Source organism: Cellulophaga sp. BC115SP (assembly GCF_009905545.1).
Taxonomy (GTDB): Bacteria; Bacteroidota; Bacteroidia; order Cytophagales; family Spirosomataceae; genus Flectobacillus; species Flectobacillus rivi.
Genome location: NZ_JAAALB010000005.1, coordinates 207,736 through 229,580, shown reverse-complemented (window position 1 = coordinate 229,580; position 21,845 = coordinate 207,736). Strand labels below are relative to the sequence as shown.

At 36.8% G+C, this 21,845-nt stretch carries 23 protein-coding genes and 1 tRNA gene; 14 read left to right on the top strand and 10 right to left on the bottom strand.

What is annotated here, in order from left to right; translation table 11 throughout:
• Positions 1–56 precede the first annotated feature (56 nt).
• The 5 genes from GVN22_RS06445 (at position 57) to GVN22_RS06425 (ending at position 3,655) form a co-directional block, all read left to right on the top strand.
• Positions 57–605 carry an NUDIX hydrolase gene (locus tag GVN22_RS06445; protein WP_166550211.1) on the top strand — a complete coding sequence of 183 codons (549 nt, stop codon included), beginning with the start codon at positions 57–59 and terminating at the stop codon, positions 603–605.
• Between the two features lie 69 nt (positions 606–674).
• Positions 675–1,289 carry a LysE family translocator gene (locus GVN22_RS06440; protein WP_166550210.1) on the top strand — a complete coding sequence of 205 codons (615 nt, stop codon included), beginning with the start codon at positions 675–677 and terminating at the stop codon, positions 1,287–1,289.
• A gap of 2 nt (positions 1,290–1,291) precedes the next feature.
• Positions 1,292–2,431 carry a glycerate kinase gene (locus tag GVN22_RS06435; protein ID WP_166550209.1) on the top strand — a complete coding sequence of 380 codons (1,140 nt, stop codon included), beginning with the start codon at positions 1,292–1,294 and terminating at the stop codon, positions 2,429–2,431.
• The gene (locus GVN22_RS06430) at positions 2,424–3,017 is read left to right on the top strand and encodes a Crp/Fnr family transcriptional regulator (RefSeq protein ID WP_166550208.1); all 594 of its coding nucleotides are present in this window, start codon (positions 2,424–2,426) and stop codon (positions 3,015–3,017) included. The genes GVN22_RS06435 and GVN22_RS06430 overlap by 8 nt, the downstream gene beginning before the upstream one ends.
• Before the next feature lie 71 nt (positions 3,018–3,088).
• On the top strand, positions 3,089–3,655 hold the full coding sequence (locus GVN22_RS06425) for a DinB family protein (protein ID WP_166550207.1): 567 nt from the start codon (positions 3,089–3,091) through the stop codon (positions 3,653–3,655).
• A gap of 91 nt (positions 3,656–3,746) precedes the next feature.
• Here the strand turns inward: GVN22_RS06425 and GVN22_RS06420 are convergent, their stop codons facing one another.
• Both GVN22_RS06420 and surE read right to left on the bottom strand, forming a co-directional pair.
• On the bottom strand, positions 3,747–5,288 hold the full coding sequence (locus GVN22_RS06420; protein WP_166550206.1) for a GH3 auxin-responsive promoter family protein: 1,542 nt from the start codon (positions 5,286–5,288) through the stop codon (positions 3,747–3,749).
• Between the two features lie 169 nt (positions 5,289–5,457).
• Positions 5,458–6,234, bottom strand: a complete 777-nt coding sequence (surE, locus tag GVN22_RS06415; protein ID WP_166550205.1) for a 5'/3'-nucleotidase SurE — start codon at positions 6,232–6,234, stop codon at positions 5,458–5,460.
• Positions 6,235–6,813: 579 nt separating this feature from the next.
• Between surE and GVN22_RS06410 the strand changes: the two genes are divergently transcribed.
• The 3 genes from GVN22_RS06410 to GVN22_RS06400 all read left to right on the top strand — a co-directional run bounded on the left by GVN22_RS06410 (position 6,814) and on the right by GVN22_RS06400 (position 8,269).
• Entirely contained in the window at positions 6,814–7,386 is a 573-nt protein-coding gene (locus GVN22_RS06410) for a lysophospholipid acyltransferase family protein (protein WP_166550204.1), read from the top strand.
• Positions 7,370–7,864 (top strand): GNAT family N-acetyltransferase, encoded by a 495-nt coding sequence (locus GVN22_RS06405; protein WP_166550203.1) that lies wholly within the window; start codon positions 7,370–7,372, stop codon positions 7,862–7,864. The genes GVN22_RS06410 and GVN22_RS06405 overlap by 17 nt, the downstream gene beginning before the upstream one ends.
• An 87-nt stretch (positions 7,865–7,951) precedes the next feature.
• Positions 7,952–8,269 carry a hypothetical protein gene (locus tag GVN22_RS06400; protein WP_166550202.1) on the top strand — a complete coding sequence of 106 codons (318 nt, stop codon included), beginning with the start codon at positions 7,952–7,954 and terminating at the stop codon, positions 8,267–8,269.
• A 219-nt stretch (positions 8,270–8,488) separates the two neighbouring features.
• Here GVN22_RS06400 and GVN22_RS06395 read toward each other — a convergent pair whose 3' ends face one another.
• Together GVN22_RS06395 and GVN22_RS06390 are read right to left on the bottom strand one after the other, a co-directional pair.
• Positions 8,489–9,355 carry a nucleoside phosphorylase gene (locus tag GVN22_RS06395; RefSeq protein WP_166550201.1) on the bottom strand — a complete coding sequence of 289 codons (867 nt, stop codon included), beginning with the start codon at positions 9,353–9,355 and terminating at the stop codon, positions 8,489–8,491.
• 99 nt (positions 9,356–9,454) lie between these two features.
• Complete coding sequence (locus GVN22_RS06390) at positions 9,455–10,447, bottom strand: rhodanese-related sulfurtransferase (protein ID WP_166550200.1); 993 nt, start codon at positions 10,445–10,447, stop codon at positions 9,455–9,457.
• A 218-nt stretch (positions 10,448–10,665) separates the two neighbouring features.
• On the opposite strand from GVN22_RS06390, the gene GVN22_RS06385 reads away from it, so the two are divergent.
• From GVN22_RS06385 to GVN22_RS06375, 3 genes are all read left to right on the top strand, one after another.
• Complete coding sequence (locus GVN22_RS06385) at positions 10,666–11,280, top strand: deoxynucleoside kinase (protein WP_166550199.1); 615 nt, start codon at positions 10,666–10,668, stop codon at positions 11,278–11,280.
• A 248-nt stretch (positions 11,281–11,528) separates the two neighbouring features.
• Positions 11,529–11,768, top strand: coding sequence for a hypothetical protein (locus GVN22_RS06380; protein WP_166550198.1), 240 nt, complete (start codon positions 11,529–11,531; stop codon positions 11,766–11,768).
• Between the two features lie 255 nt (positions 11,769–12,023).
• Entirely contained in the window at positions 12,024–12,248 is a 225-nt protein-coding gene (locus tag GVN22_RS06375) for a hypothetical protein (RefSeq protein WP_166550197.1), read from the top strand.
• Between the two features lie 89 nt (positions 12,249–12,337).
• On the opposite strand, the gene GVN22_RS06370 is transcribed toward GVN22_RS06375, so the two are convergent.
• Positions 12,338–12,421: transfer RNA gene (locus GVN22_RS06370), tRNA-Leu, on the bottom strand.
• Positions 12,422–12,568: 147 nt separating this feature from the next.
• Between GVN22_RS06370 and GVN22_RS06365 the strand changes: the two genes are divergently transcribed.
• On the top strand, positions 12,569–12,964 hold the full coding sequence (locus tag GVN22_RS06365) for a DUF3127 domain-containing protein (RefSeq protein ID WP_166550196.1): 396 nt from the start codon (positions 12,569–12,571) through the stop codon (positions 12,962–12,964).
• Positions 12,965–13,008: 44 nt separating this feature from the next.
• On the opposite strand, the gene GVN22_RS06360 is transcribed toward GVN22_RS06365, so the two are convergent.
• From GVN22_RS06360 to GVN22_RS06345, 4 genes are all read right to left on the bottom strand, one after another.
• Positions 13,009–14,343 carry an AarF/ABC1/UbiB kinase family protein gene (locus GVN22_RS06360; RefSeq protein ID WP_166550195.1) on the bottom strand — a complete coding sequence of 445 codons (1,335 nt, stop codon included), beginning with the start codon at positions 14,341–14,343 and terminating at the stop codon, positions 13,009–13,011.
• A gap of 33 nt (positions 14,344–14,376) precedes the next feature.
• Positions 14,377–15,009 (bottom strand): TetR family transcriptional regulator C-terminal domain-containing protein, encoded by a 633-nt coding sequence (locus GVN22_RS06355; protein WP_166550194.1) that lies wholly within the window; start codon positions 15,007–15,009, stop codon positions 14,377–14,379.
• Between the two features lie 117 nt (positions 15,010–15,126).
• On the bottom strand, positions 15,127–16,425 hold the full coding sequence (locus GVN22_RS06350) for a M43 family zinc metalloprotease (RefSeq protein WP_166550193.1): 1,299 nt from the start codon (positions 16,423–16,425) through the stop codon (positions 15,127–15,129).
• Positions 16,422–17,417, bottom strand: coding sequence for a PhoH family protein (locus tag GVN22_RS06345; RefSeq protein ID WP_095166071.1), 996 nt, complete (start codon positions 17,415–17,417; stop codon positions 16,422–16,424). The genes GVN22_RS06350 and GVN22_RS06345 overlap by 4 nt, the downstream gene beginning before the upstream one ends.
• A 194-nt stretch (positions 17,418–17,611) precedes the next feature.
• On the opposite strand from GVN22_RS06345, the gene dnaB reads away from it, so the two are divergent.
• Positions 17,612–19,225 (top strand): replicative DNA helicase, encoded by a 1,614-nt coding sequence (dnaB, locus tag GVN22_RS06340; RefSeq protein ID WP_095166073.1) that lies wholly within the window; start codon positions 17,612–17,614, stop codon positions 19,223–19,225.
• 189 nt (positions 19,226–19,414) lie between these two features.
• On the opposite strand, the gene rlmD is transcribed toward dnaB, so the two are convergent.
• The gene (gene rlmD / locus GVN22_RS06335) at positions 19,415–20,827 is read right to left on the bottom strand and encodes a 23S rRNA (uracil(1939)-C(5))-methyltransferase RlmD (protein ID WP_166550192.1); all 1,413 of its coding nucleotides are present in this window, start codon (positions 20,825–20,827) and stop codon (positions 19,415–19,417) included.
• A 128-nt stretch (positions 20,828–20,955) separates the two neighbouring features.
• On the opposite strand from rlmD, the gene GVN22_RS06330 reads away from it, so the two are divergent.
• Positions 20,956–21,771 (top strand): SDR family oxidoreductase, encoded by an 816-nt coding sequence (locus GVN22_RS06330; RefSeq protein WP_166550191.1) that lies wholly within the window; start codon positions 20,956–20,958, stop codon positions 21,769–21,771.
• The last annotated feature ends 74 nt before the right edge of the window (positions 21,772–21,845 follow it).

The window sequence follows — 21,845 nt, the reverse complement described above, 5'->3', positions numbered from 1 at the left end:
AATAAAACGTAATATTTCCTGTTTTGTATCTCAGCTTCTTACTCTACCTTTGTGATATGACAAAAGAAAAAAATCCTTGGACCAAAACCTCTTCTACCCAAGTATACGACAATCCATGGGTAAGTATTCGACACGAGGAAGTGATTAAACCTAACGGCGAACCCGGTATTTATGGGGTAGCGCATTTTAAAAACAAAGCCATTGCAATTGTTCCTGTCGACAGCGAACTAAATACTTGGCTGGTAGGACAATACCGTTATCCTTTAGAGGAATATTCATGGGAAATTCCAATGGGCGGTGGAGCGTTGAACGTAGAAAGTCTGGAGTCGGCTAAGCGTGAATTGAAAGAAGAAACAGGAATTTCTGCCGAAAGTTGGACTGAGTTGGGACGTATCCATACTTCAAATTCTGTAACTGACGAAGTGGGTTATATGTATTTAGCCGAAAATCTCACTTTTGGAGAATCAGAGCCAGATGACACTGAAATTTTGAAGATTCAAAAAGTAAGTTTGTCAAAAGCCATCGAAATGGTGATGAATTCAGAAATCACAGACTCGTTGAGTATTGCTGCCTTGTTAAAAGTAGCTAGGTTGAAAGGAATTTAATTAGGAAGAACATTTTGTTTGGGACAAAGGGCTACCTTTTAAACCCAACCAAATTTTAAGATATTTTGTATGATAACAGCAGCGTTTTTTGGCTTTTTGTATGGCTTTATTCTATGTTTTACATTTGGACCAGCCTTTTTTAGATTGATACAAACGAGTATTGATAATGGCTACAAAAGTGGTATGTTGATAGCCTTAGGAGTAACAGCCGCAGATGCTATATTAATGTTTTTGGCAGTTTTTGGAACCGCTTTTTTGCCTCAAATCGACAATTTTGATATGTATTTATCTGTTGGTGGAGCGGTGTTATTAATAGGTTTGGGATTAATCAGTATTTTCAAACAACAACCACAATTAGTGTATCCCAAAACAAAATTTGGTACCGTTTTGTATTATTTTACCTCAGGGCTATTTCTTAATCTGCTCAATCCTTCTAATTATATTGCAGTATTTGGTACATCTACCTACTTAAAAGGAGCACAACATTTCGACTTAGGACAAATTATTATTTTCTTTTGCTTGAGTCTGGTAGCCACTATGTTTGCAGAATCACTTATTTCTTATTATGCCAATAAAATGAAAAAAGTGCTTACGCCTAAAATCATTACGCGCATTAACCAAGTCGCTGGCTTGGTATTCATTGGTTCGGCTATGGCTATTTTGTACAAACAGTTTATGATTTAACCATGAAAATCTTCATCGCTTGTGATTCTTTCAAAGATGCTCTTTCTGCTACAGAGGTTTGTAAGGCGATTTCCGACGGCATCCTTTGTACTTTCCCTGAATCTCAAATACAACAGAAACCATTAGCAGATGGGGGAGAAGGTACGCTGGAGGCTCTGAAATTGGCGTTGAATGGAACTTATCAGTTTGTACAGACCTTTGATCCGCTACATCGTCCGATTGAGACTAGTTATTTGTGGATCGCTGAACAAAAAACAGCTGTTATCGAAATGGCAAAAGCTTCTGGGTTAGAGTTACTTTTACCAGAGGAGAGAAATGTCATGCAGACATCTACTTTTGGTACAGGTATACTGATTATAGATGCACTTACTCAAGGAGCTAAAAAGATATTTTTGACAGTAGGAGGAAGCGCTACAAACGATGTGGGAATGGGTATGGCGAAAGCGCTAGGGTATGATTTTTTAGATGAAAAAGAAAATAAATTAGAGGCATCAGGAGAAAATGTAGGGAAAATCGCCATCATTAATACTGAGCATATCGATAAAAGAATTTCTCAAACTGAATTTTATGTGGCAACGGATGTGACAAATCCTCTATTTGGGAAAAATGGTGCTGCTTACGTGTATGCTCCACAAAAAGGAGCAAGTCCCGAGCAGGTTGTTGCATTGAACCATGGTCTAGAACATATTCATCGGTTGTTGAAAGATACTTTTTCGATTGATACCCAAGAGATCGCTGGTGCGGGTGCAGGTGGGGGAATGGGTGCAGGTGGTGTGTGTTTTTTAGGGGGAAAAATTATTTCCGCTGCCCAATGGGTTTTCGAAACAATTGCTTTATCCTCTGCTATCGAACAAGCTGATATAGTCATTACTGGTGAAGGTCGTATTGATAGCCAATCTTTTCAAGGAAAGGTACTTTCGGAAGTTTTGAAATACGCTAAAATGTATCAAAAGCCTATTTTTGGAATAGCTGGACAGATTCAAGAGCTTGATAAGCTTTTGGAGATTCCTGAAATGGTATATGTGAGTGCCATACAAACGGGTCCAGAAACCTTGGAAAATTCTCTTAAAAACTGTAGCGAACTCCTTTTTCAAAAAGGAAAAGTTATCGGAAAAATGCTCAAAATGATTCAACATGGATAATCTTGATGAGTCATATTGCTTGTTCAAACGAACGGTTAATGCTTTTGAGATTCTTAATCAAGAAGAATTACAGAAATTCTATGCACTATTCAAGCCGGTTACCTTCAGTCGAAAATCGGTACTTACAGAGTCAGGTTCTACTGAAAAATATTTGTATTTTGTGGTAAAAGGTGTTCAAAGAATCGTTTTTCAAGACGATTTGGGTCATGAAGCTACCATTTTGTTTACCTATCAAGGGAATTTTGGTGGCGTTTTGGATTCAATGTTAACTGGTAGAGCTACCCAATATACCTATGAAACTCTCACCAAATCTATACTACTTCGTGCCAACATTAATGAGGTACGAGCCTTGGAGAAAATATATCCAGCTATTCATAACCTATTATTTGAAGGTTTGCTGTATGCCTTCAGTGGTCTGCTGGAAAGACTAGTGGAAATACAATGCTATTCGGCGGAAGAAAAATTTCGGATTTTATTGAAACGCAGTCCACATATCCTCCAGATTGTTCCGCATAAGTATTTAGCAAATTATATTGGTATCGATGCTACCAATTTCAGTAAGCTTATCAATACTGTTAAATTGTAAATCTTAGAAAATACCAAGATTTATCATTTGCTGAGAATATACCTTTGTCCAGAAATAAACTATTTTACTTTATGGCATTAACTTATTTTGATACAAAGGAAGAATTGCTCAATTTTTTGACTCAACTAGCAGAAAAACAATTAGATAAAACCGTTGAATGGCGACACTCTATCGATGTTACAATCCTACTACAGCCTAGCAATACAGGCGGTTGGAGTATGGCTCAATGCTTGGCGCATCTAAATGCCTATAGCGACTATTATTTGGCGAGTTTCCGACATGGAATTTCAAGTCATGAGAAATACTTACAGAATCATTCCATCAAATCGACATGGTTAGGAAGATTGGCGATTAAAAGCATGCATCCCGAAACAGGAAAAAGTAAGTTTAAAGCTATGAAAGGCTATATTCCAGACACCGAGCTTCCTGCTCTCGAGGTATTAGATACTTTTATATCACATCAGAAGAATTTACTGGAAATCCTTAAGAATGCCAGAAATTATCAGCTCAATCAGATTACCATTCCTATCTCAATTGCGAAATTTTTGACATTAAGATTAGCTGATGCACTTTATTTTTTAATAATCCATCAAGAGAGACATATCCTTCAAGCAGAGCGGAATTTAGAGGGAAAATAGCAATTCATCAAAAAAGGCGACCTAAAACCTAGGTTCGATCGCCTTTTTTGATGCTTAAAGAGTAATGAAAGAATTCATTCAATTTTTATATTTATTTCGATAAGAAATTTTCCCAATCTTCAATTTGCTCTTTTTTCTTAATTACCCTTGGAAATTTATTTTGACCACCCGTTTTTCCTTTCGATGCCATGAAATCATAGAAAGTTTTAGCAGGAAGTACTCGTACTTTCATTTCACGAAGTGCGTGCTTTCTTTCTACTGGATAATCATCGTTTATTTCACAAAGTGTTTTGTCAATAAATTGTTCTAAGGCTTCTGCTTCTATTTTATCATCAGTTCCGACGTACCAGTGATGCGCGAAGGTGGTTTCTACCTTTTTCCCAACAACCGTAAACTCTCTAATATCGATATTGAAATGTTTAGAAGCCAATTCTATCGCTTTGTTCATGTTATCGACAGAGAGGTGTTCGCCACAAAGACTTAAAAAGTGCTTGGTACGACCTGTAATGACGATTTCTGCGTTTTTCTTATTGGTAAATTTAATGGTGTCGCCAATCAAATATCGCCATGTTCCTGATACTGTAGAAATAAGCAAAGCATACTCTTTACCTTCTTCTACTTCGTCAATCATCAAAGTTTCAGGACGTTCGACCATTGCCCCATCCGAATCAAAGTTGTTTTCGTTGAAAGGCACAAATTCGAAGAAAATACCATTGTTGAGCACCAAGCGCATATCGCTATTTGGGTGCGTTTGATATGCCAGAAATCCTTCTGATGCCAAATAGGTTTCGATATAAGTAATCGGACGACCGAGGAGTTTTTCAAAACCTTGTTTGTAAGGTTCAAAACTTACGCCACCATGACAGAATATCTCCAAATTTGGCCAAATATCGTGGATATTATTGACACCATATTCCTTGATGATTTTTTCCATCAATAACTGAATCCATGCTGGAACGCCCACAATAAAGCCAATATCCCAATTTTTAGCTTGTTTGGTGATTTTATCTAATTTCTCGCTCCAATCACGAGTAGCAGCTATTTTTTTACCAGGCTTATAAAATCGTTCAAACCAAAAAGGAATCTTTCCTGCGGTAATACCACTTAAATCACCTTCATAGTGTGTACCCATTTGTTGTAATTCAGTGCTACCTCCAAGCATCAAATAACCCTTTTCGTAGAGCTGAGGAGGTAAGTTTTTATAGGCACCCAAGGACAGAATCTGACGAATAGACGTTCTATGAATAGCCTTTACCATATCCTTTGTCACAGGAATATGTTTGGAGGCGGCCTCTGAGGTACCCGAACTTAAAGCAAAATATTTTACACGCCCCGGCCACGCAACATTTTTCTCTCCTTCGTGCGCTTTATACCACCATTCACTATACATTTTATTGTAATCATAAACAGGTACTTGATTTTTAAATTTGGTATAATACTCTTTGTCATCCGAAAACAAAGCTGCATTCATGATGTCTTCAAAATTGTATTTATCACCAAATTGCGTAAATCGGGCTTTATTCAATAACTTAATAAGTGTCTTTTTCTGTAGTTTGGCATGATTCGTTTTTTTACGTTGAATCACAGTTGTCAAACCAATTCCTTTCTTAAGCAGATTACCGACTATTGCCATATTATGATTAATATTTTGATAGAGAAAAAGAACATAATGATCTTGGTACTGAATTACAAAGCAACATTGCTACTTAATCTCTGTATGATGAAAAATGATTTTCAAAGTTATTGTTAAATTTTGAGGTTAAAATAATGTAAATGTTAAATTCTTAACTGAGATTTAGCATTTACTCACCCAATTGAAGGGATTTTAATACATCAATCGCTTTATAATCAGTCAAATCGAATTTTACAGGTACAATGGCAATATAATTTTCTTTTAATGCGTCTTCATCGGTATTTCCGCCTTTATCATCATTCTGCAAATAACCATCCATCCAATAATAGGCTCTTCCGTAAGGGTCTTTTCTTTCTTCGAAGGATTCTCTGAAAAGCGCATCTGTTTGGCGGCATATCTTGATTCCTTTGATTGCCTCTTCAGACTTAGCTGGAATATTTACGTTCAAGGCTACGCCGTGTGGCAAACCATTTGCTAGAATAGTCTGAGCAATTTGCTTGATATATGGTTCGCCATGACCAAACTCAATATCAGCCCCAAATTCACATAATGAAAATCCAATGGCAGGAATACCCTCAATCGCTGCTTCGATAGCAGCCGACATAGTTCCGCTGTAAATGACAGCAATCGAAGAGTTAGAACCATGATTAATCCCACTCACAACCAAATCAATCTTACGACCTTTTAGAATAAAATGTTTTCCAAATTTAACACAATCCGCTGGGGTACCGCTACACTTATAGGCTTTGACATCTGGTAAAAAATTGGGCACTTCACTCACGCGCAAAGGGCGATCAAGCGTAATAGCGTGACCCATACCTGATTGATGAGAGTCGGGCGCAACCACCACAACTTCACCTAATTGTGACATAATGGCAGCGAGTGTTTTGATACCTTTAGAAGCGATTGAGTCGTCGTTTGAAATAAGAATTAATGGCTTTTGCATTGCAAAGTTGATTTTAGGGATTGTTTTAGTTTGTAGTTAATTTTATCAGCAATAGGCTCTATGCTTTATGCAGTAGGCTAAAAGTTAAAAGTATTTATTATGAAATAATAGAAGCTTTTTTGCTTACAGCCTAAAGCTGATTAACGCAATTTTATTTTGCACTAATACTTGAGTGAGAAGCCCTTATTCATAAAAAGTATAATTGTTATTTGTGGATGTCAACAAGCAAAAGGTTACAATCAAAGCGTGCCACGGATTTAATCTTTCCTACTTTTTAAAATAACAGAAAAGGTAAATAAATTCAACAGATGTGTTAAACTTTGACAGAATCTAAAATATTATGAGTGAAATCAAAAAACTGATATACGATTAACTCATAACTTATTTTTACTTACCGAAAGGCTAATCACAAATAACGTTTTCTCTCAAAGGAAAAATGATTACATTTGAAATACAATAAACAAAAACAACCTCAAATTTTGTCGTTATCTTGAAGCTTGTTCTCAATGTGTCTATTGATTTTGACCCAAAGATAATAGGCTTTTAGAGATTAAATTTAGTTTTGACCTCAATTATGCCATGTTGAAAATTATTGGTAAACTGATTTTACAGCTAAGTGGCTGGAAGATTGTAGATAAGACTCCCTTAGGAATTAAGAAATATCCCAAAGCTGTGATTATTGCCGTGCCACACACGTCCAATTGGGATTATCCGTATGCTATGGCAACCCTTTATGCCATGGGTTGTAAGATTCGCTATCTGGCAAAGGATTCACTTTTTAAATTTCCGTTGGGTATTTTGATTCGTGGCTTAGGAGGAATTCCAGTTAATCGTTCTCAGAAGAACAATTTGGTGCAGATGATGACAGATTTACTCATAAATGCTCCTGAAATGCAATTGCTTGTTCCAGCTGAAGGCACCCGATCTTACACAAGCGAATGGAAATCTGGTTTTTATCACATCGCCAAAAATGCTGGTGTCCCAATTGTGCTTGGCTTTTTAGATTTTGGAAAAAAAGAAGCTGGATTTTTAGGAGTATTTCAGCCTTCAGGGAATTATGAGGAGGATTTACCCAAGATTCAATCGTTTTATAAAAATATTACCCCAAAACACCCAGAATACTTTTCATTAAAGGATGCAAAACTCGATTAACTTAAAAAATGCTACCGTTGAGGATATTCCTCTAATTCAATCTATTGCCGAACAAACTTGGCGACCAACTTATGGACATATCTTGACTGAAGAGCAGACGCTGTTTATGTTAGACATGATGTATTCTTCAGAATCCTTAACCCGACAGTTTGAGACCAATACCTTTATTTTTGCTTATGAAGATGAAACTCCGCTCGGATTTGCTGGTTTCGAGCCCAAAGATGATGCGGTGATGAAACTTCATAAACTCTATATGCTCCCAGCTGCCCAAGGTAAAGGCATTGGAAAATTATTGATTCAGGAAGTGGCAAAATATGCTAAGCAACAAGGATTAAAATTTGTTCATTTAAACGTAAATCGCAATAATAAAGCGATTGGTTTTTATGAGAAACAGGGTTTTAAAATCATTAGAGAGGAGGACATTAATATCGGTAATGATTATTGGATGAATGATTATGTGATGCAGTTGGATGTTTAGGATTGATAACAAGAAATAAAGATTAAACTTTGGTAGGGTTAATATGGTCAAAAGGAAAATTTTCAAATCTTTAATTCTCAGTTAATCATGAAAAAAATCCTTGTTTTAAGTATATCACTATTAGTTACTGTGATTTCAGCAAAAGCACAAACCAGCCAAGAAACTCCAAAAGAAAGAAAACGAGAAAGAGTGGAGGCAAGACTTGCCAATTTGACACCTGAACAGAAAGCCAAGTTAGAAGAAAAAGCTGCAGCCCGTAAAGCAAAGATAGATTCTTTATCCCCAGAAGAAAAAGCGGCTTTAAAAGGTAAAAGAAAAGAACTGATAGAAAAATGGAGAAGCTTAAGTCCAGAAGAGCGAAAAGCACTCAAAGAGGAATGGAAGGCTAAAAAAGCAGGAAATTAACAAATATGATTCCTTCCGAATTTTTAGGATTGGAATTATTCTCCGATTTTTTGATGCTACTATGCTAGATATGACTAGGCTTAAGACGCAATCATTGCGTCTTAAGCTTAGAATACAAATTTTCACATAATCACTCACTCGCTAAATCACTAAATTCGGGATGACTCATGTTTTTGACGCTAAAACTCCTTTACTCAAATAGTATTCACTCAATTTATTTTATAGCATTGTAATTTTTTCAAGCACTTGCTGAATCAAACTTTCGGTATGTTTTTCTGGATTTTTTGAAAATTGATGCGTCATTCTTGACGCTACGATAGCGCTCATCGAAAGTACTTCATGACCCAATAACTCTCCAAATAAATAATACCCCGCCGTTTCCATCTCCAAATTCGTTAACACATTCCCTTGAAAGGAAAATTGATTAAATTTTTGAAGTAAATGTTCTTGTTTAGGACTATACCTTAAGACTCTTCCTTGCGGTGCATAAAACCCTGGACAAGTCACGGTATTTCCTTCAAAATACAAGGGATTCTTATTGTCAAAAAGTAGATCATAAAGTTTTTGAGAGCCAAATGATGTGTAAGATAGAAAATCCAAGTTCATTTGAGCTTGAACCGCTTTGGAAAAGGAAGAAGTTGTAGTTGGATAAAAATGCCCCAAAGCATCAAACCCAATGCCTCTTTTTGACACAACGTAGCTATCCACTGGAATACTTTCTTGTAGGCTTCCTGATGTGCCTATCCTTACGATATCGAGGCTAGTATGCTCTTGTTTAACAGTTCGAGTAGATAAATCGACATTCACGAGGGCATCCAGTTCATTCATCAAAATTTCGACATTATCGGTACCAATACCACTAGAAATCACAGATAGTCGAGTGTTGCCGATATATCCTGTGTGCGTCACAAACTCACGTTTCGATACCTTTTTTTCTATTTTGTCAAAATATTTAGAAACTACCTCCACACGGTCAGGGTCGCCTACCGTAATGATGGTATTAGCAATATCTTCAGGGCGTAAGTTCAAATGATATATGCTTCCATCAGGATTTATAATTAAGTCGGTTTCAGAAATTGATTTCATAGGTTGTTTTTTTAAGATTGTTGATTTACGTATTTCCTAAGTTAAAAATAAAAAACCTCTCATCGAAATGAGAGGTTTGTATTTTGTATCAAATTTTAATTATTCTGCGCTAAGCTGAAAGCTAGAATAATCTACATTTGTTTTCTGGCGACTTTTGAATCCAAATTCTGGCGAGTAATTGTCAGACTGTTTGCTATAATAGCCAGAAGGATTGTACGGGCGCTTGCGAGGGTGATTTTTACATTCTTCAGAACAAGCTCCTTCCATTTTTTCTAAACAACTAGGACAAATAGGTACGTGCTCATTACATTCAGGATTGGCACAATTGACCATGTGGTCGCTAATCGTTTCGCAAATATGACATTTTGAAATAACCTCTGGATTCACCGTATTTACAGAAGTTGTCACACGATTATCAAATACATAACATTTGCCTTCAAAATCCTCTCCACCTTCTTCTAAGCCGTATTTGATAATGCCTCCATGTAGTTGATATACATTTTCAAAACCTTGGTCAATCAAATAAGCAGAAGCTTTTTCGCATTTGATACCACCTGTGCAATAGGTAATGATTTTCTTGTCTTTTAAGTGTTCAATTTCATGAACATGGTCAGGCAGTTCGCGCAAGGTTTCCATATCAAACGTTACAGCACCTTTAAATTTTCCAACCGAATGTTCATAGTTTGAGCGCATATCTACCAAAACGACATCAGGATCATTTTTCAATAATTCCTTAAAATCTGCTGGTTCAAGGTGTTTACCTGTACGAACGCGCGGATTAACTGGTAAATCTGAATTAACGATTTCTTCTTTGACACGAACGTGCAATTTGGCAAAAGCATGTGTGTCATGCTCTTCAACTTTGAAGTCAAAGTCACTTCCTGCAAAAATAGGGTCGTTTTCCAACCAATTCATGTATTTCTCACAATCTTCAGCTAAGCCAGATACAGTTCCGTTTAAGCCTTCTGATGCTACGATAATACGACCTAAGAGGTTGTTCTCGATACAATATAAGTGGTGAATTTCTCTATATTCCTCAGGATTGGGAATAGGAGTATAGTTGTAATATAAAAGCACTCTGTATGGCTTCATCTTCAACATGAGTTACAGATTAAAAAAATGATTTAAGTTGCAAAGATAATTAAGTTATAGCAATGTCACAAAATGATTGAATCTTCCTTGATGAGTTGAGTTTGGATTTTGAGGTAAAAAAATAGACCTTTGCACCGTTTTAAAAAAGAAAAGCGTTATTTCTCGAGTGCGAAATAGATCTCGCACAAGAATTCATATCTCATCATCATTTTCATTTTATGCACATAGCAGTTACAGGAAATATCGGCGCAGGAAAAACTACATTAGCCAGCAAATTGGCAGAGCATTTTGGTTGGGAAGTGCTTTTTGAAGCGGTTGAAGGCAATCCTTATTTAGCCGAGTTTTATTCGGATATGCCTCGTTGGGCCTTTCATCTACAAATGTATTTTTTGAAAAGTCGTTACGAACAAGTAATGCAAATACAACGTTCTAACCGTCGTATTATTCAAGATCGAACTATTTACGAAGATGCTTTTATTTTTGCCATGAACCTTTACAAAACAGGTATTATGAGTGAAAATGACTACGGTACTTACCGTGGTATCTTCGATTTGATGATGCAAACCGTAAAAGCGCCAGATTTGACTATCTATTTGAAAGCTGATTTACCTAAATTAGTTCGTCAAATCGAGAAACGTGGACGTGATTTCGAAGCAAATATATCTCACCAATACTTGGCAGACTTAAACGACCATTATGAAGAGTTTGTCAATGGATACACCGAAGGAAAGCTATTGGTAATAGATGTCAATGATTTAGATTATGTCAACAATGCAGCGCATTTTGAGCATGTGATAAAAGAAGTTGATAAGGCGCTTTTGTATCAAAAATAAATTAACCAAGTTCCCGATAAATACTAAAATATAAACAAAGAGAAAAGAATATTACTCATTGTTTATGTTTTAAAAATATACTATATTTCAACAATATGCTATGAGAATGATGGTTGTTGATTCATTTATGCAATATATTGCCTAACTGATGATCAAATCAAGTGGTTGTGATTACAGACAAAAAGCTAAATTTTCAAATTATAGAATACCTTTAAAAACTAGGACAATAATCGTTAAGCCTAAACCCAATGTCAAGAGAAAACTTTTACGAACCCGAAGAAAACGAAAATGAGTCAAGCTCAGCGTATGAACAGTACAATTTTCCTGAATTGGCAGAAAAGCTTCGTAGCTCAACCTCTTATATGAATGTCTTAAAACAACAAGTTGCGGAGGAGCCACAAGACAACGAGGAACAAACAAAGGCAAAATTTAAACGCCTGAAAGCGATGTATTACAAAGCAATGTCTGAAGGTGAATTTAAAAATTAACAAACATGAGTTATCCCGAATTTTAAGATTGGGATTATCCTCCAAGTTTTCATCAAAAAAGCGGTCGGAAAATGTTTTCCGACCGCTTTTTTGATGCTACCATGCTAGATTTTTACTCAGCAAGAGACGCAATTATTTCATCTGAAGCTTATATTCTGTCTGAATCGTCATATAAAAATCTTTTGGGTTATGAGTTATGATAAGGCAACCAAAGATATTTGTTTGTCAAATATAACCCACTAAATTAAGATGAGAATGAAGTACTCAAGCGAGTTGATTTTTGAAATACTCAACGAAATGATTTCAGGCAAAAGTATGAATGCTATCTCACGTGAAAAAGGTATTCCGATTTCTACCATTTTTAGTTGGAAACAACAGCATATCGACTACTACACGAAGATAGAGGACCAAAAAGAAAAGTTTAGAAGACTAAAAGAAAATTATCAGAGAGCGGATGTGAAAAAGAGTAAAGTAAAATGATAGAATGGTGGTTGTCTAGCCTCTCAATTTTGAGAGGTTTTTTTGTACTTTAGACATAAAAAAAGCGTCCTGATTTCTCAGGACGCTTGTGACGATGGGGAGACTCGAACTCCCATACGGTTACCCGCACTACCACCTCAAAGTAGCGTGTCTACCAATTCCACCACATCGCCTTGTACTTTGATGATGCAAAAGTAGAGAGATAAATTGACAAAGCAAAATAGTACTAATCACTTTTTTTAAATAAAAAATGTAGGATTTTTTTAAGTATTTGAAAATCAGAAATTAAATTAGCATATTATTTTTAAACTTTTTTTTTGATGGCATTAGAATTAGAAGGTACTTTGATTAAAGTACAACCTGAACAGACAGGAAGCGGTAAAAATGGTCAGTGGGTAAAACAAGAATTTGTGGTTGAAACACAAGAGCAATATCCTAAGAAAGCTTGCTTCTCAGCTTGGGGTGACCGTACAGCTGATTTGAAACAATTTGCTTTGGGAGACAAACTTAAAGTGACTTTCAGTGTAGAATCAAGAGAATACAACGACCGTTGGTACACAGACTTGAGAGCTTATCGCATCGATCTAGCATCAGAATCGTCAGCGGCTGCTCCAGCATCAAATTCTTACCAAGCGCCAGCGCAACGTCCTGCTACGCCACAAGCGTCATCAGTGGATTTGCCTTCATTTAGCGAAGACGAAGATTTACCGTTCTAATTAAGGACAAAAAAATAGCGTTGAGAAATCAACGCTATTTTTTTTTATACAAATGCTCCTTTAAGTTTTTGAGATTTGAGCCAATCAGGCTTCGTAATGCTTACTTCTGCTCGTAGTTCATTCAAAAGAGAATATAAGCCAAAATACGTTCGGTTGATATACAGCCCGTGTTGTGAACCTCTGGCGACTTTGGAATTTCGTAACTCGTCCAGTTTTTGAAGCTTTTCTGCATACAAATACACCTGCTCGAAATAACTATCATCTGCAAAATCGAATGTCTCTTCTCCAAAAGGACGACCCAATAAGTAAATCATTTCTTTAAATAACTTAGAAAAGAATGCTGATTCTTCTGGAGAGTCTGAGGAAACTATAAACTCTAAAGTTTTGAAGATTTCATTCATCTTTGACTCATCCTCCAACGTATCGAAATTGATTAGGGCAAAATAATTGTCGTAAAACAAATCTGGAATTACCTTAATACAACCAAAATCAATAATACCCATGGTGCCATCTCCACGCATCAAGAAATTACCTGGATGAGGATCTGCGTGGACTTGGCGTAAGTTATGAATTTGATAATCATAAAAATCCCATAACGCTTGTCCAATTTGATTCCTGATTTCTTGCGAAGGATTTGTTGCCAAAAACTCCTTCATGTGTAAGCCCTCAAGCCAATCCATCGTCAAAATTTTATCACATGAAAGTTCTGGATAATACTTTGGAAAAAAGACATTCGGGATATGTGCACACGCTTTTGAAATTTCTACAGAGCGTTGTAACTCTAAGACATAATTAGTTTCTTCAAGCAATCGGTCATGAACCTCACCCATGTATCTATCTACATCCTTTTCATTGAGTCCAAACATCGCCACTGCAATGGGTTTGACCATTTTTAAGTCTGCCCCAATACTTTCGGATACCCCTGGATACTGGATTTTAACGGCTAACTGTTTTCCATGAAGTTCGGCTTTATGAACCTGACCTATAGAGGCGGCATTGGATGCACTTAATTCAAAGTTATCATAAAGCTCACTTGGGGACTTTTTGAAGTGTTTTTTAAAAGTTTTTACCACCAATGGTCCAGACAGCGGAGGTGCCGAGTATTGTGACATGGCAAATTTCTCACGATAGGCTCTTGGTAACATCCCTTTATCCATACTCAACATTTGCGTTACCTTAAGCGCAGACCCTTTCAGTTCGCTCAATGATTCATAAATGTCTTCAGCATTATCTTGGTGTAACTCTTCTCTTGAGGTAGCAGGGTCAATGATTTTTTTGACATTATGCTTGAGATAATTTCCCCCAATTTTTACTCCCGTTTTTACAAATTGTGTTGCGCGGGCTACTTTGGAGGTAGGTATCGAATTTTGTTCTTTCATAAATAAAGCACTAATTCTAAGGGCGAACTAGCATTAACGATTTTGATACAAAAATTTGGCAAAGTCTAACACCGAATCCAATGCAGAGCTAGCCATCAAGTCAAAGGAAGTATTAACAGCTTTTTCGATCATGGCATCGGTTTGCTCAAAACCCTTTGAGCGGTCTTTAACCCAAAAATCCAAAATCATCAATAGCTGAAGCCACAAAGCATCTGGATAGCGTTCATCCAAGTATTTTCTAGGTTGAACCTCCTTACTTTCTTTTCCTTCCAAAATCAAATCTCGTGTGTAATCTTTAAAAGCGATTTTGAGATCTGTTAAAAAAGTAGGCGTTTTTAACTTACGCTTGTCAATTAACCTCCAAGTTTGAGAGGCATAACTTCTATTTTCTTTCAAAACCTCAATCCAAGTGTAGTAGAAGGCCAATAGTTTTTCTCTGACAGAATAGCCTGCATAGATAGAATCGCTTTCGATTCGTGTAACAGTATCCTTGAAAAAGTCCAACCAAATGCTGCTTTCTAATAACTCAAATGAATTGTAGTATTCATAAAATTCTACTTCTTTCATTTTAAGCTTTTTGGTAAAAGCATAAACTGAAGCTGGATGTGCGCCATTTTCCAAAAAATACTCAATAAAGGCCTGTTTGATTTTTTCTGATTTTTCCATACTCTTTCCGTTTGTGTAGATAACATGATGTAAAAAAACTTTGTTTAATTAAATTAAGAAAATTTTCAATAAAAGTATAAAAGCCCTCTATGAAAGCTTTATCATAGAGGGCTTTTATTATTTCAATATAAACATTCTCAAAACTTTGGTTTCCTTAGAAGTATTTACTCTTAGAAAATACATGCCATTTGCATAGCTGGAGGTATTAATTAAGAAATAGTTGGAGGTCACATTTTGATAGCTGTACTCGTTTAAGGTATTGCCGTTTTCAGAAATGAGTTGGATCGTGATATTTTCCGTTCCGCTAAATTGAATCTTGATATTTGCACTACTTTTGACAGGATTCGGGTCAACGCTTACTTGTAAAGCGTTACTTTCAGAAACAATGGTCGAATTATTCACTAAAGATTTTCTGCGATAACTTAATTCTAGTGCTGCTCTGGTCCGTATCTTTTGATCATTCGTAAAAAGATTCATACAAGCATCAGGAGAATAATCCATATAATTCTCAATCTGATTGGTTACTGTAATACCATCACAAGTAGAGGTCATTTTGTTGCAAGTAAAGCCAGCGTTTAGGCTCTCAATCGTTGGGGTATCATCACAATAGTCTGTACCACAACGAACATCTCCTGTAGGATGTAATAAGCCTAACCAGTGACCGACTTCATGGGTGGTTGTTCTGCCCATGTTATAGGTTGTGCTAATAGTCCCACAACATTTACCAAAATATCTGTAGTCTATTACAACACCATCAAATAGTTTTTGCTCTGCTGTTTCGTCAGAATTAGGAATAAGCCCAGGCAAATAGGCATCGAAAGGAAATCCAGAATATCCGATAGTGACTGGTGTGGAAGTGATTCCACTTTTTACCACATAGATATTCAGATATTTGTATGGATTCCATTTTGAAAAAGCAGTAATCGCGCTTAACTCCTTGATAATATCAAAGCCAGTTTTGGAAGTATAATGTCTTGTAATTCCTTTGGTTGTTTCGCCTGTGGCCGTTGAGTCTGCCAAAAAGAATTCAATTTGCATATCTGCACCAACTGGATTAGTGTTATAGCCTGTTGTTCCTTCTTTCTTTCTGTAGTCTTCGTTGAGGGTTTGAATTTGAGACAAAATTTGCTCATCACTGATATTGATGTTGTTGGTTCCACCGATGATTTTGCTAGCTGTATTATGAATCACGTGAACCACTACAGGGATACGTATGGTCTGATATGCCGTAGTTCTTGAGGCTTTCAGTGCACTGGTATACTGCTGAACCTGATACTCAAAACTACTTTTTTGCTGTAACCATCTTTGGTTGATGGTTTGATTCAGGGAGTCCTGAAATACAACACCACATTTGCTTTGAGCAAATGTGGTGTATGAAAAGATAACAGCTAGTGCGCTTAAAATACTTTTTTTCATTTCTGGAAAGATGAATAAGATTTTTGTGCTTCTTTTTCCGCATCCGCTTTATCGTAAGCCATAATAATGTCTCTTACTAATCGGTGACGTACAACATCTTTACCATCTAGTTCAATAAAAGAAATTCCTTTGATACCCTGTAGAATCTTAGTTGCTTCCACTAAGCCTGACTTTACTTTAGTGGGTAGGTCTATCTGTGATTTATCTCCTGTGATAATCACTTTGGAATTAACCCCCATACGAGTCAAGAACATTTTCATTTGCATTGGAGTAGTGTTTTGGGCTTCATCCAATAAAACAAAAGCATTGTTCAGGGTACGACCACGCATATATGCCAATGGTGCGATTTCTATGACACGGTTTTCGATAAAGAACTTCAACTTTTCTGGCTGGATCATATCGTCTAAGGCATCATAGATAGGACGCAAATACGGGTCAATTTTTTCTTTTAAATCACCTGGTAAAAAACCTAAGTTTTCACCTGCTTCAACCGCTGGACGCGTAATGATAATTTTTTTGACTTCCTTATTTTTAAGCGCTTTTACCGCAAGGGCAACCGCTGTATAGGTTTTTCCTGTACCAGCAGGACCAATTGCGAATACGATATCATTTTCTGCGGCGGCATCTATGAGCTTTTTTTGGTTAGGCGATTTCACGCGAATAACCACCCCTTTGGTGCCGTACAATAAGACATCATCGTCCTCTTTTATGATAACAGGTGTCTCTTCTTCATTATTCTTATCCCTAGAAAGATACGTTTTTACTTGTTCTGTTGTAATTTTGCCGTACTTCTGAAAATGCACAACCATCGACTCAATAATTTCGGTAATCTTGACAATGTCAGAAATAGATCCTCTGATGGTGATTTCGTTACCTCTGGAGATAAGTTTACTTTGTGGAAAAGCTTCAGCTACTACTTTGATATTGCTGTTTTCAACGCCAAGGAAACCAACTAACTCAACGTCTTCGAGTGTAATTATTTTTTCTGTCAAATCTAAAAATGAATAAATGTTAATCGATGATTTAGTCTTATAAGTTACTAAACTAACAAAAATAACGCTTGTTTGTGTTCGCTTCTTGTAAGATTAATTCGAAGTTTTTTTTTGACTCTGTAAATCAAACCCTTAGGTTTTTTTTGCAAAATGGGATTGTGGTAATATGAGAAAATATTTGTAAAATTGTATTAATGGAACAGTCAAACAGAAATAATACCTTTAAAAAGCCCTCCAATTTTGCTGGAGGTCGAATATCTGCGACCAATCGTTGGCTGGATACAGGTTTGGGTAAAATCCCACCTCAAGCTGTCGATTTGGAAGAAGCTGTGCTTGGGGCTTTGATGATAGAGAAGGATGCTCTTACCGCAGTGGTAGACATTTTAAAACCTGACTCATTTTATAAAGAAGCACACCAAAGAATATATGGAGCCATTACTCAGCTTTTTGCTGCGTCTGAGCCAATAGATTTGCTTACAGTAACCAATCAATTACGTACCAATGGTGAACTCGAAATGGCTGGTGGGGTATCGTACCTTGCTGAATTAACGCAAAGAGTTAACTCAGCGGCTAATATCGAATTTCACGCACGTATTGTTGTAGAACATTCTTTAAAGAGACAATTGATTACGGTATCTTCTGAAATCCAAAAAATGGCTTATGAAGATACAACCGATGTATTTCAATTGTTGGATAGGGTAGAACAAGAACTTTTTAGAATTTCAGAGGCCAATATTCGTAAAAATTATTCGGATATGTCGCAAATTATGCGAGCAGCCTTGTTGGAGTTAGAAATGAAGAAAAATCAGAAGGATGGTCTTACGGGAGTTCCTTCAGGATTTAGTGCATTGGATAGAATTACTTCTGGATTCCAAAAAACAGAATTAATTATTATCGCTGCTCGCCCTGGTATGGGTAAAACAGCCTTGATTCTTTCTGCTTGTCGTAATGCGGCTGTGGATTTTGGTCAAGCGGTAGCGGTATTCTCTTTGGAGATGTCCTCTGTTCAGCTTGTCAATCGTTTGATTTCATCAGAAGCTGAATTAGAATCTGAAAAATTAAGAAAAGGTAATTTGGCTCCACATGAATGGGCTCAATTACACGCAAAAATTGGTCGTTTAACCAATGCTCCAATTTTCATTGATGATACGCCAGCTTTGTCACTTCTCGAACTCCGTGCTAAGGCGCGTCGTTTGAAAGCACAGCACGATATTCAGATGATTGTGATTGACTACTTACAACTTATGTCGGGTGATACAGGCGGAAAAGGAGGAGGAAACCGAGAGCAAGAAATTGCCACAATTTCTCGTTCCTTGAAACAACTGGCCAAAGAGTTGGATGTACCTGTTATTGCGCTTTCGCAGTTGAGCCGTGCGGTAGAAACTCGTGGAGGCGACAAAAAACCTCAATTATCCGATTTACGTGAGTCTGGGTCAATCGAGCAAGATGCCGATATGGTAATGTTTATTTATCGTCCAGAATACTATGGTATTACTCAGGATGAGAATGGTCAGTCCATTGCAGGAATGGGTGAGTTGATTATCGCTAAAAACCGTGCTGGTTCTCTGGATACTGTACAGTTGAGATTTATTGGTAAGTACACCAAATATTGCGATTTGGATGCTACGGACTATTCAAGCTTCACTGGTGGTGATTCACTACAATCTTTTGCCGCTGTTCCAGATACGATGGCAACCTTTGAAGGCGGAGCAAGAACGGTAGGAAGTAAAATGAATAATTTCCAATCTGGAGGAGGCGAAATGCCATCTTTTGGTACTACTCCACCAAATCAAGATGTTCCTTTTTAAAATTCGTGGGTTTGGATTGAGTGAATGAGTGATTTTTTTTTATCTGACAATACTTGAGATTGAACATATTCATTTGCTATTAAATACATAAAAAAGGGGTCGAAAATTGTTTTCGACCCCTTTTTTATGTATTTCAGAATGACATCTCCTCAAATAATCACTCATTCACTAAATCACTCAATTAAACCTCTATCTCTTCACCAATTTCACAACGTTCTCTACATGGTGAGTCTGTGGGAACATATCTACAGGTTGTACTGCTTCAACACGATATTTTAAATCTAGTAAAGCCAAATCACGTGCTTGTGTCGCTGGATTACAACTTACATATACAATCGTGTGTGGTTCGGCATTTAAGAGTGTCTGAACCACTGGCTCATCCATACCTGCACGTGGAGGGTCAGTAATTACAACGTCTGGTCGTCCCTTAGCATCAATAAATGAATCATCTAAAAGCTTACGCATATCACCTGCATAAAACTCCGTATTGTTGATGCCATTGATTTGTGAGTTTACCTTCGCATCTTCAACAGCCATTTCTACATATTCCAATCCAATTACTTTCTTGGCTTGTCTAGCGACAAAGTTGGCAATTGTTCCTGTACCTGTATACAGGTCATATACAAACTCAGAACCCGTTAGACCTGCATAGTCACGTGTAATTTTGTATAATTCATAAGCTTGTTTTGAGTTGGTTTGGTAAAAAGATTTTGGCCCAACTCTGTATTTCAAGCCTTCCATTTCTTCTACAATGTACGGCAATCCTTTGTAGTTAACTACCTCTAAATCAAAGAACGTATCATTTCCTTTGGTATTGATAATGTAGTTTAACGATGTAATTTGAGGGAAGTTGGCATCCAAAAACTCCATTACCAAACTAATCTGCTCCTCGGTTGCGTAAGCAAACTGAACGATTACCATCAAGTCACCCGTCGTTGCTGTACGAATGATCAAGTTACGCAAAGCGCCTTTTTCCTGCTTGATTTGCTCGTAATAATCAATTTGATGTTTTTGAGCTAATTCATGCAATGCATTACGTATTTGATTCGAAGGATCTGGCTGTAGATAACAGTGGTCTACATGTAAAATTTTGTCGTAGCGTTTTGGTACGTGAAAGCCCAAGGCATTACGAGAAAACTCTTCACCAGATTGGATTTGCTCAATGGTCAACCAACGGTTTTGAGAGAAAGTATATTCTAATTTATTTCTATAATAGAATGTTTCTCCAGAACCTAAGATAGGATTGATGTTAGGAAGATCTACTTTGGCGATTCTTTCCAAAGCGTCTGTCACTTGTTTGGTTTTAAATGACAATTGCGTTGTATAATCAATATGTTGCCATTTACAGCCTCCACAAGTCCCAAAATGACCACAGACTGTTTGAGTTCTATAAGGCGAACTTGGCTTTATATTTTGAGCAGTAGCTTCATAATAGCTTTTTTTCGATTTCGTAATGCGTAAATCAGCATAATCGCCAGGAGCCACAGGACCGTCGATAAAAATAACTTTATCCTCGACACGACTGATACATTTTGCCTCAGCTGCAAAATCTTCTACCAAGACATTTTCAAAAATGATATTTTCTTTGTGCTTTTTTCTCATAAGGATGCAAAATTACAAAAAAGAGCCACATAAATCGAAATCTTTGGACTACATCTAAACTAAAAAATGTATTTTGCTAATTAATACCTAATTTTGAAAATCTTAAACACAAGTATAGATATAGTATTATGAAAGATAAAGTAGTCATTATTACTGGGGCATCGTCGGGTATTGGTAAAGCAATGGCTTTTGCTTTTGGCAATGAAGGTGCAAAAGTTGTAATCACTGGACGTAAGCAAGCTCCTTTGGATGAAACTAGCAAAGAGCTCAGTCAAGCAGGGATAGATAACCTTGCTATTGTTTCTGATGTAAGCCTTGAGGAGGATAATATAAAGGTGGTGGAACAAACTGTCGCCAAATATGGCAGAATAGATGTGCTCATCAATAACGCAGGTATTTCGATGCGTGCCATGTTTGAGGATTGCGAGGTAGACGTTATCAAAAAAGTTATGGATATTAATTTCTATGGAACCGTTTACGCAACTAAATATGCTTTACCGTATATCAAAAAAGCAAAAGGTTCTATTGTAGGAATTTCGTCGATAGCTGGATACCGTGGCTTACCTGTCAGAATTGGTTATTCGGCCTCAAAATTTGCGATGAATGGCTTTTTGGAGGCACTTCGTACAGAGTTACTTCACGAAGGTGTTCATGTATTGACAGCTTGTCCTGGTTTTACGGCTTCTAACATCCGATTTGCTTCTCTAGGAGCTGATGGTCAAACAAAAGGAGAAAGTATGCGAGATGAAGGAAATATGATGTCTGCGGAGGAGGTTGCTGGTCTTATCCTCAAAGCCGTTAAAAATCGTAAGAGAGAACTCATTTTAACCACTCAGGGTAAACTTACGGTATTCCTTAACAAGTTTTTACCTTCCCTGACAGATAAGCTTGTATTTAATACACTTGCGAAAGAGAAAGATTCTCCTTTGAAGAAAAAAAATTAGCATTGAGTGAGTTGGTGAATGATTTATTTATTCTACATTTTAAGGTAATCACTCGTTCACTAACTCACTATTAA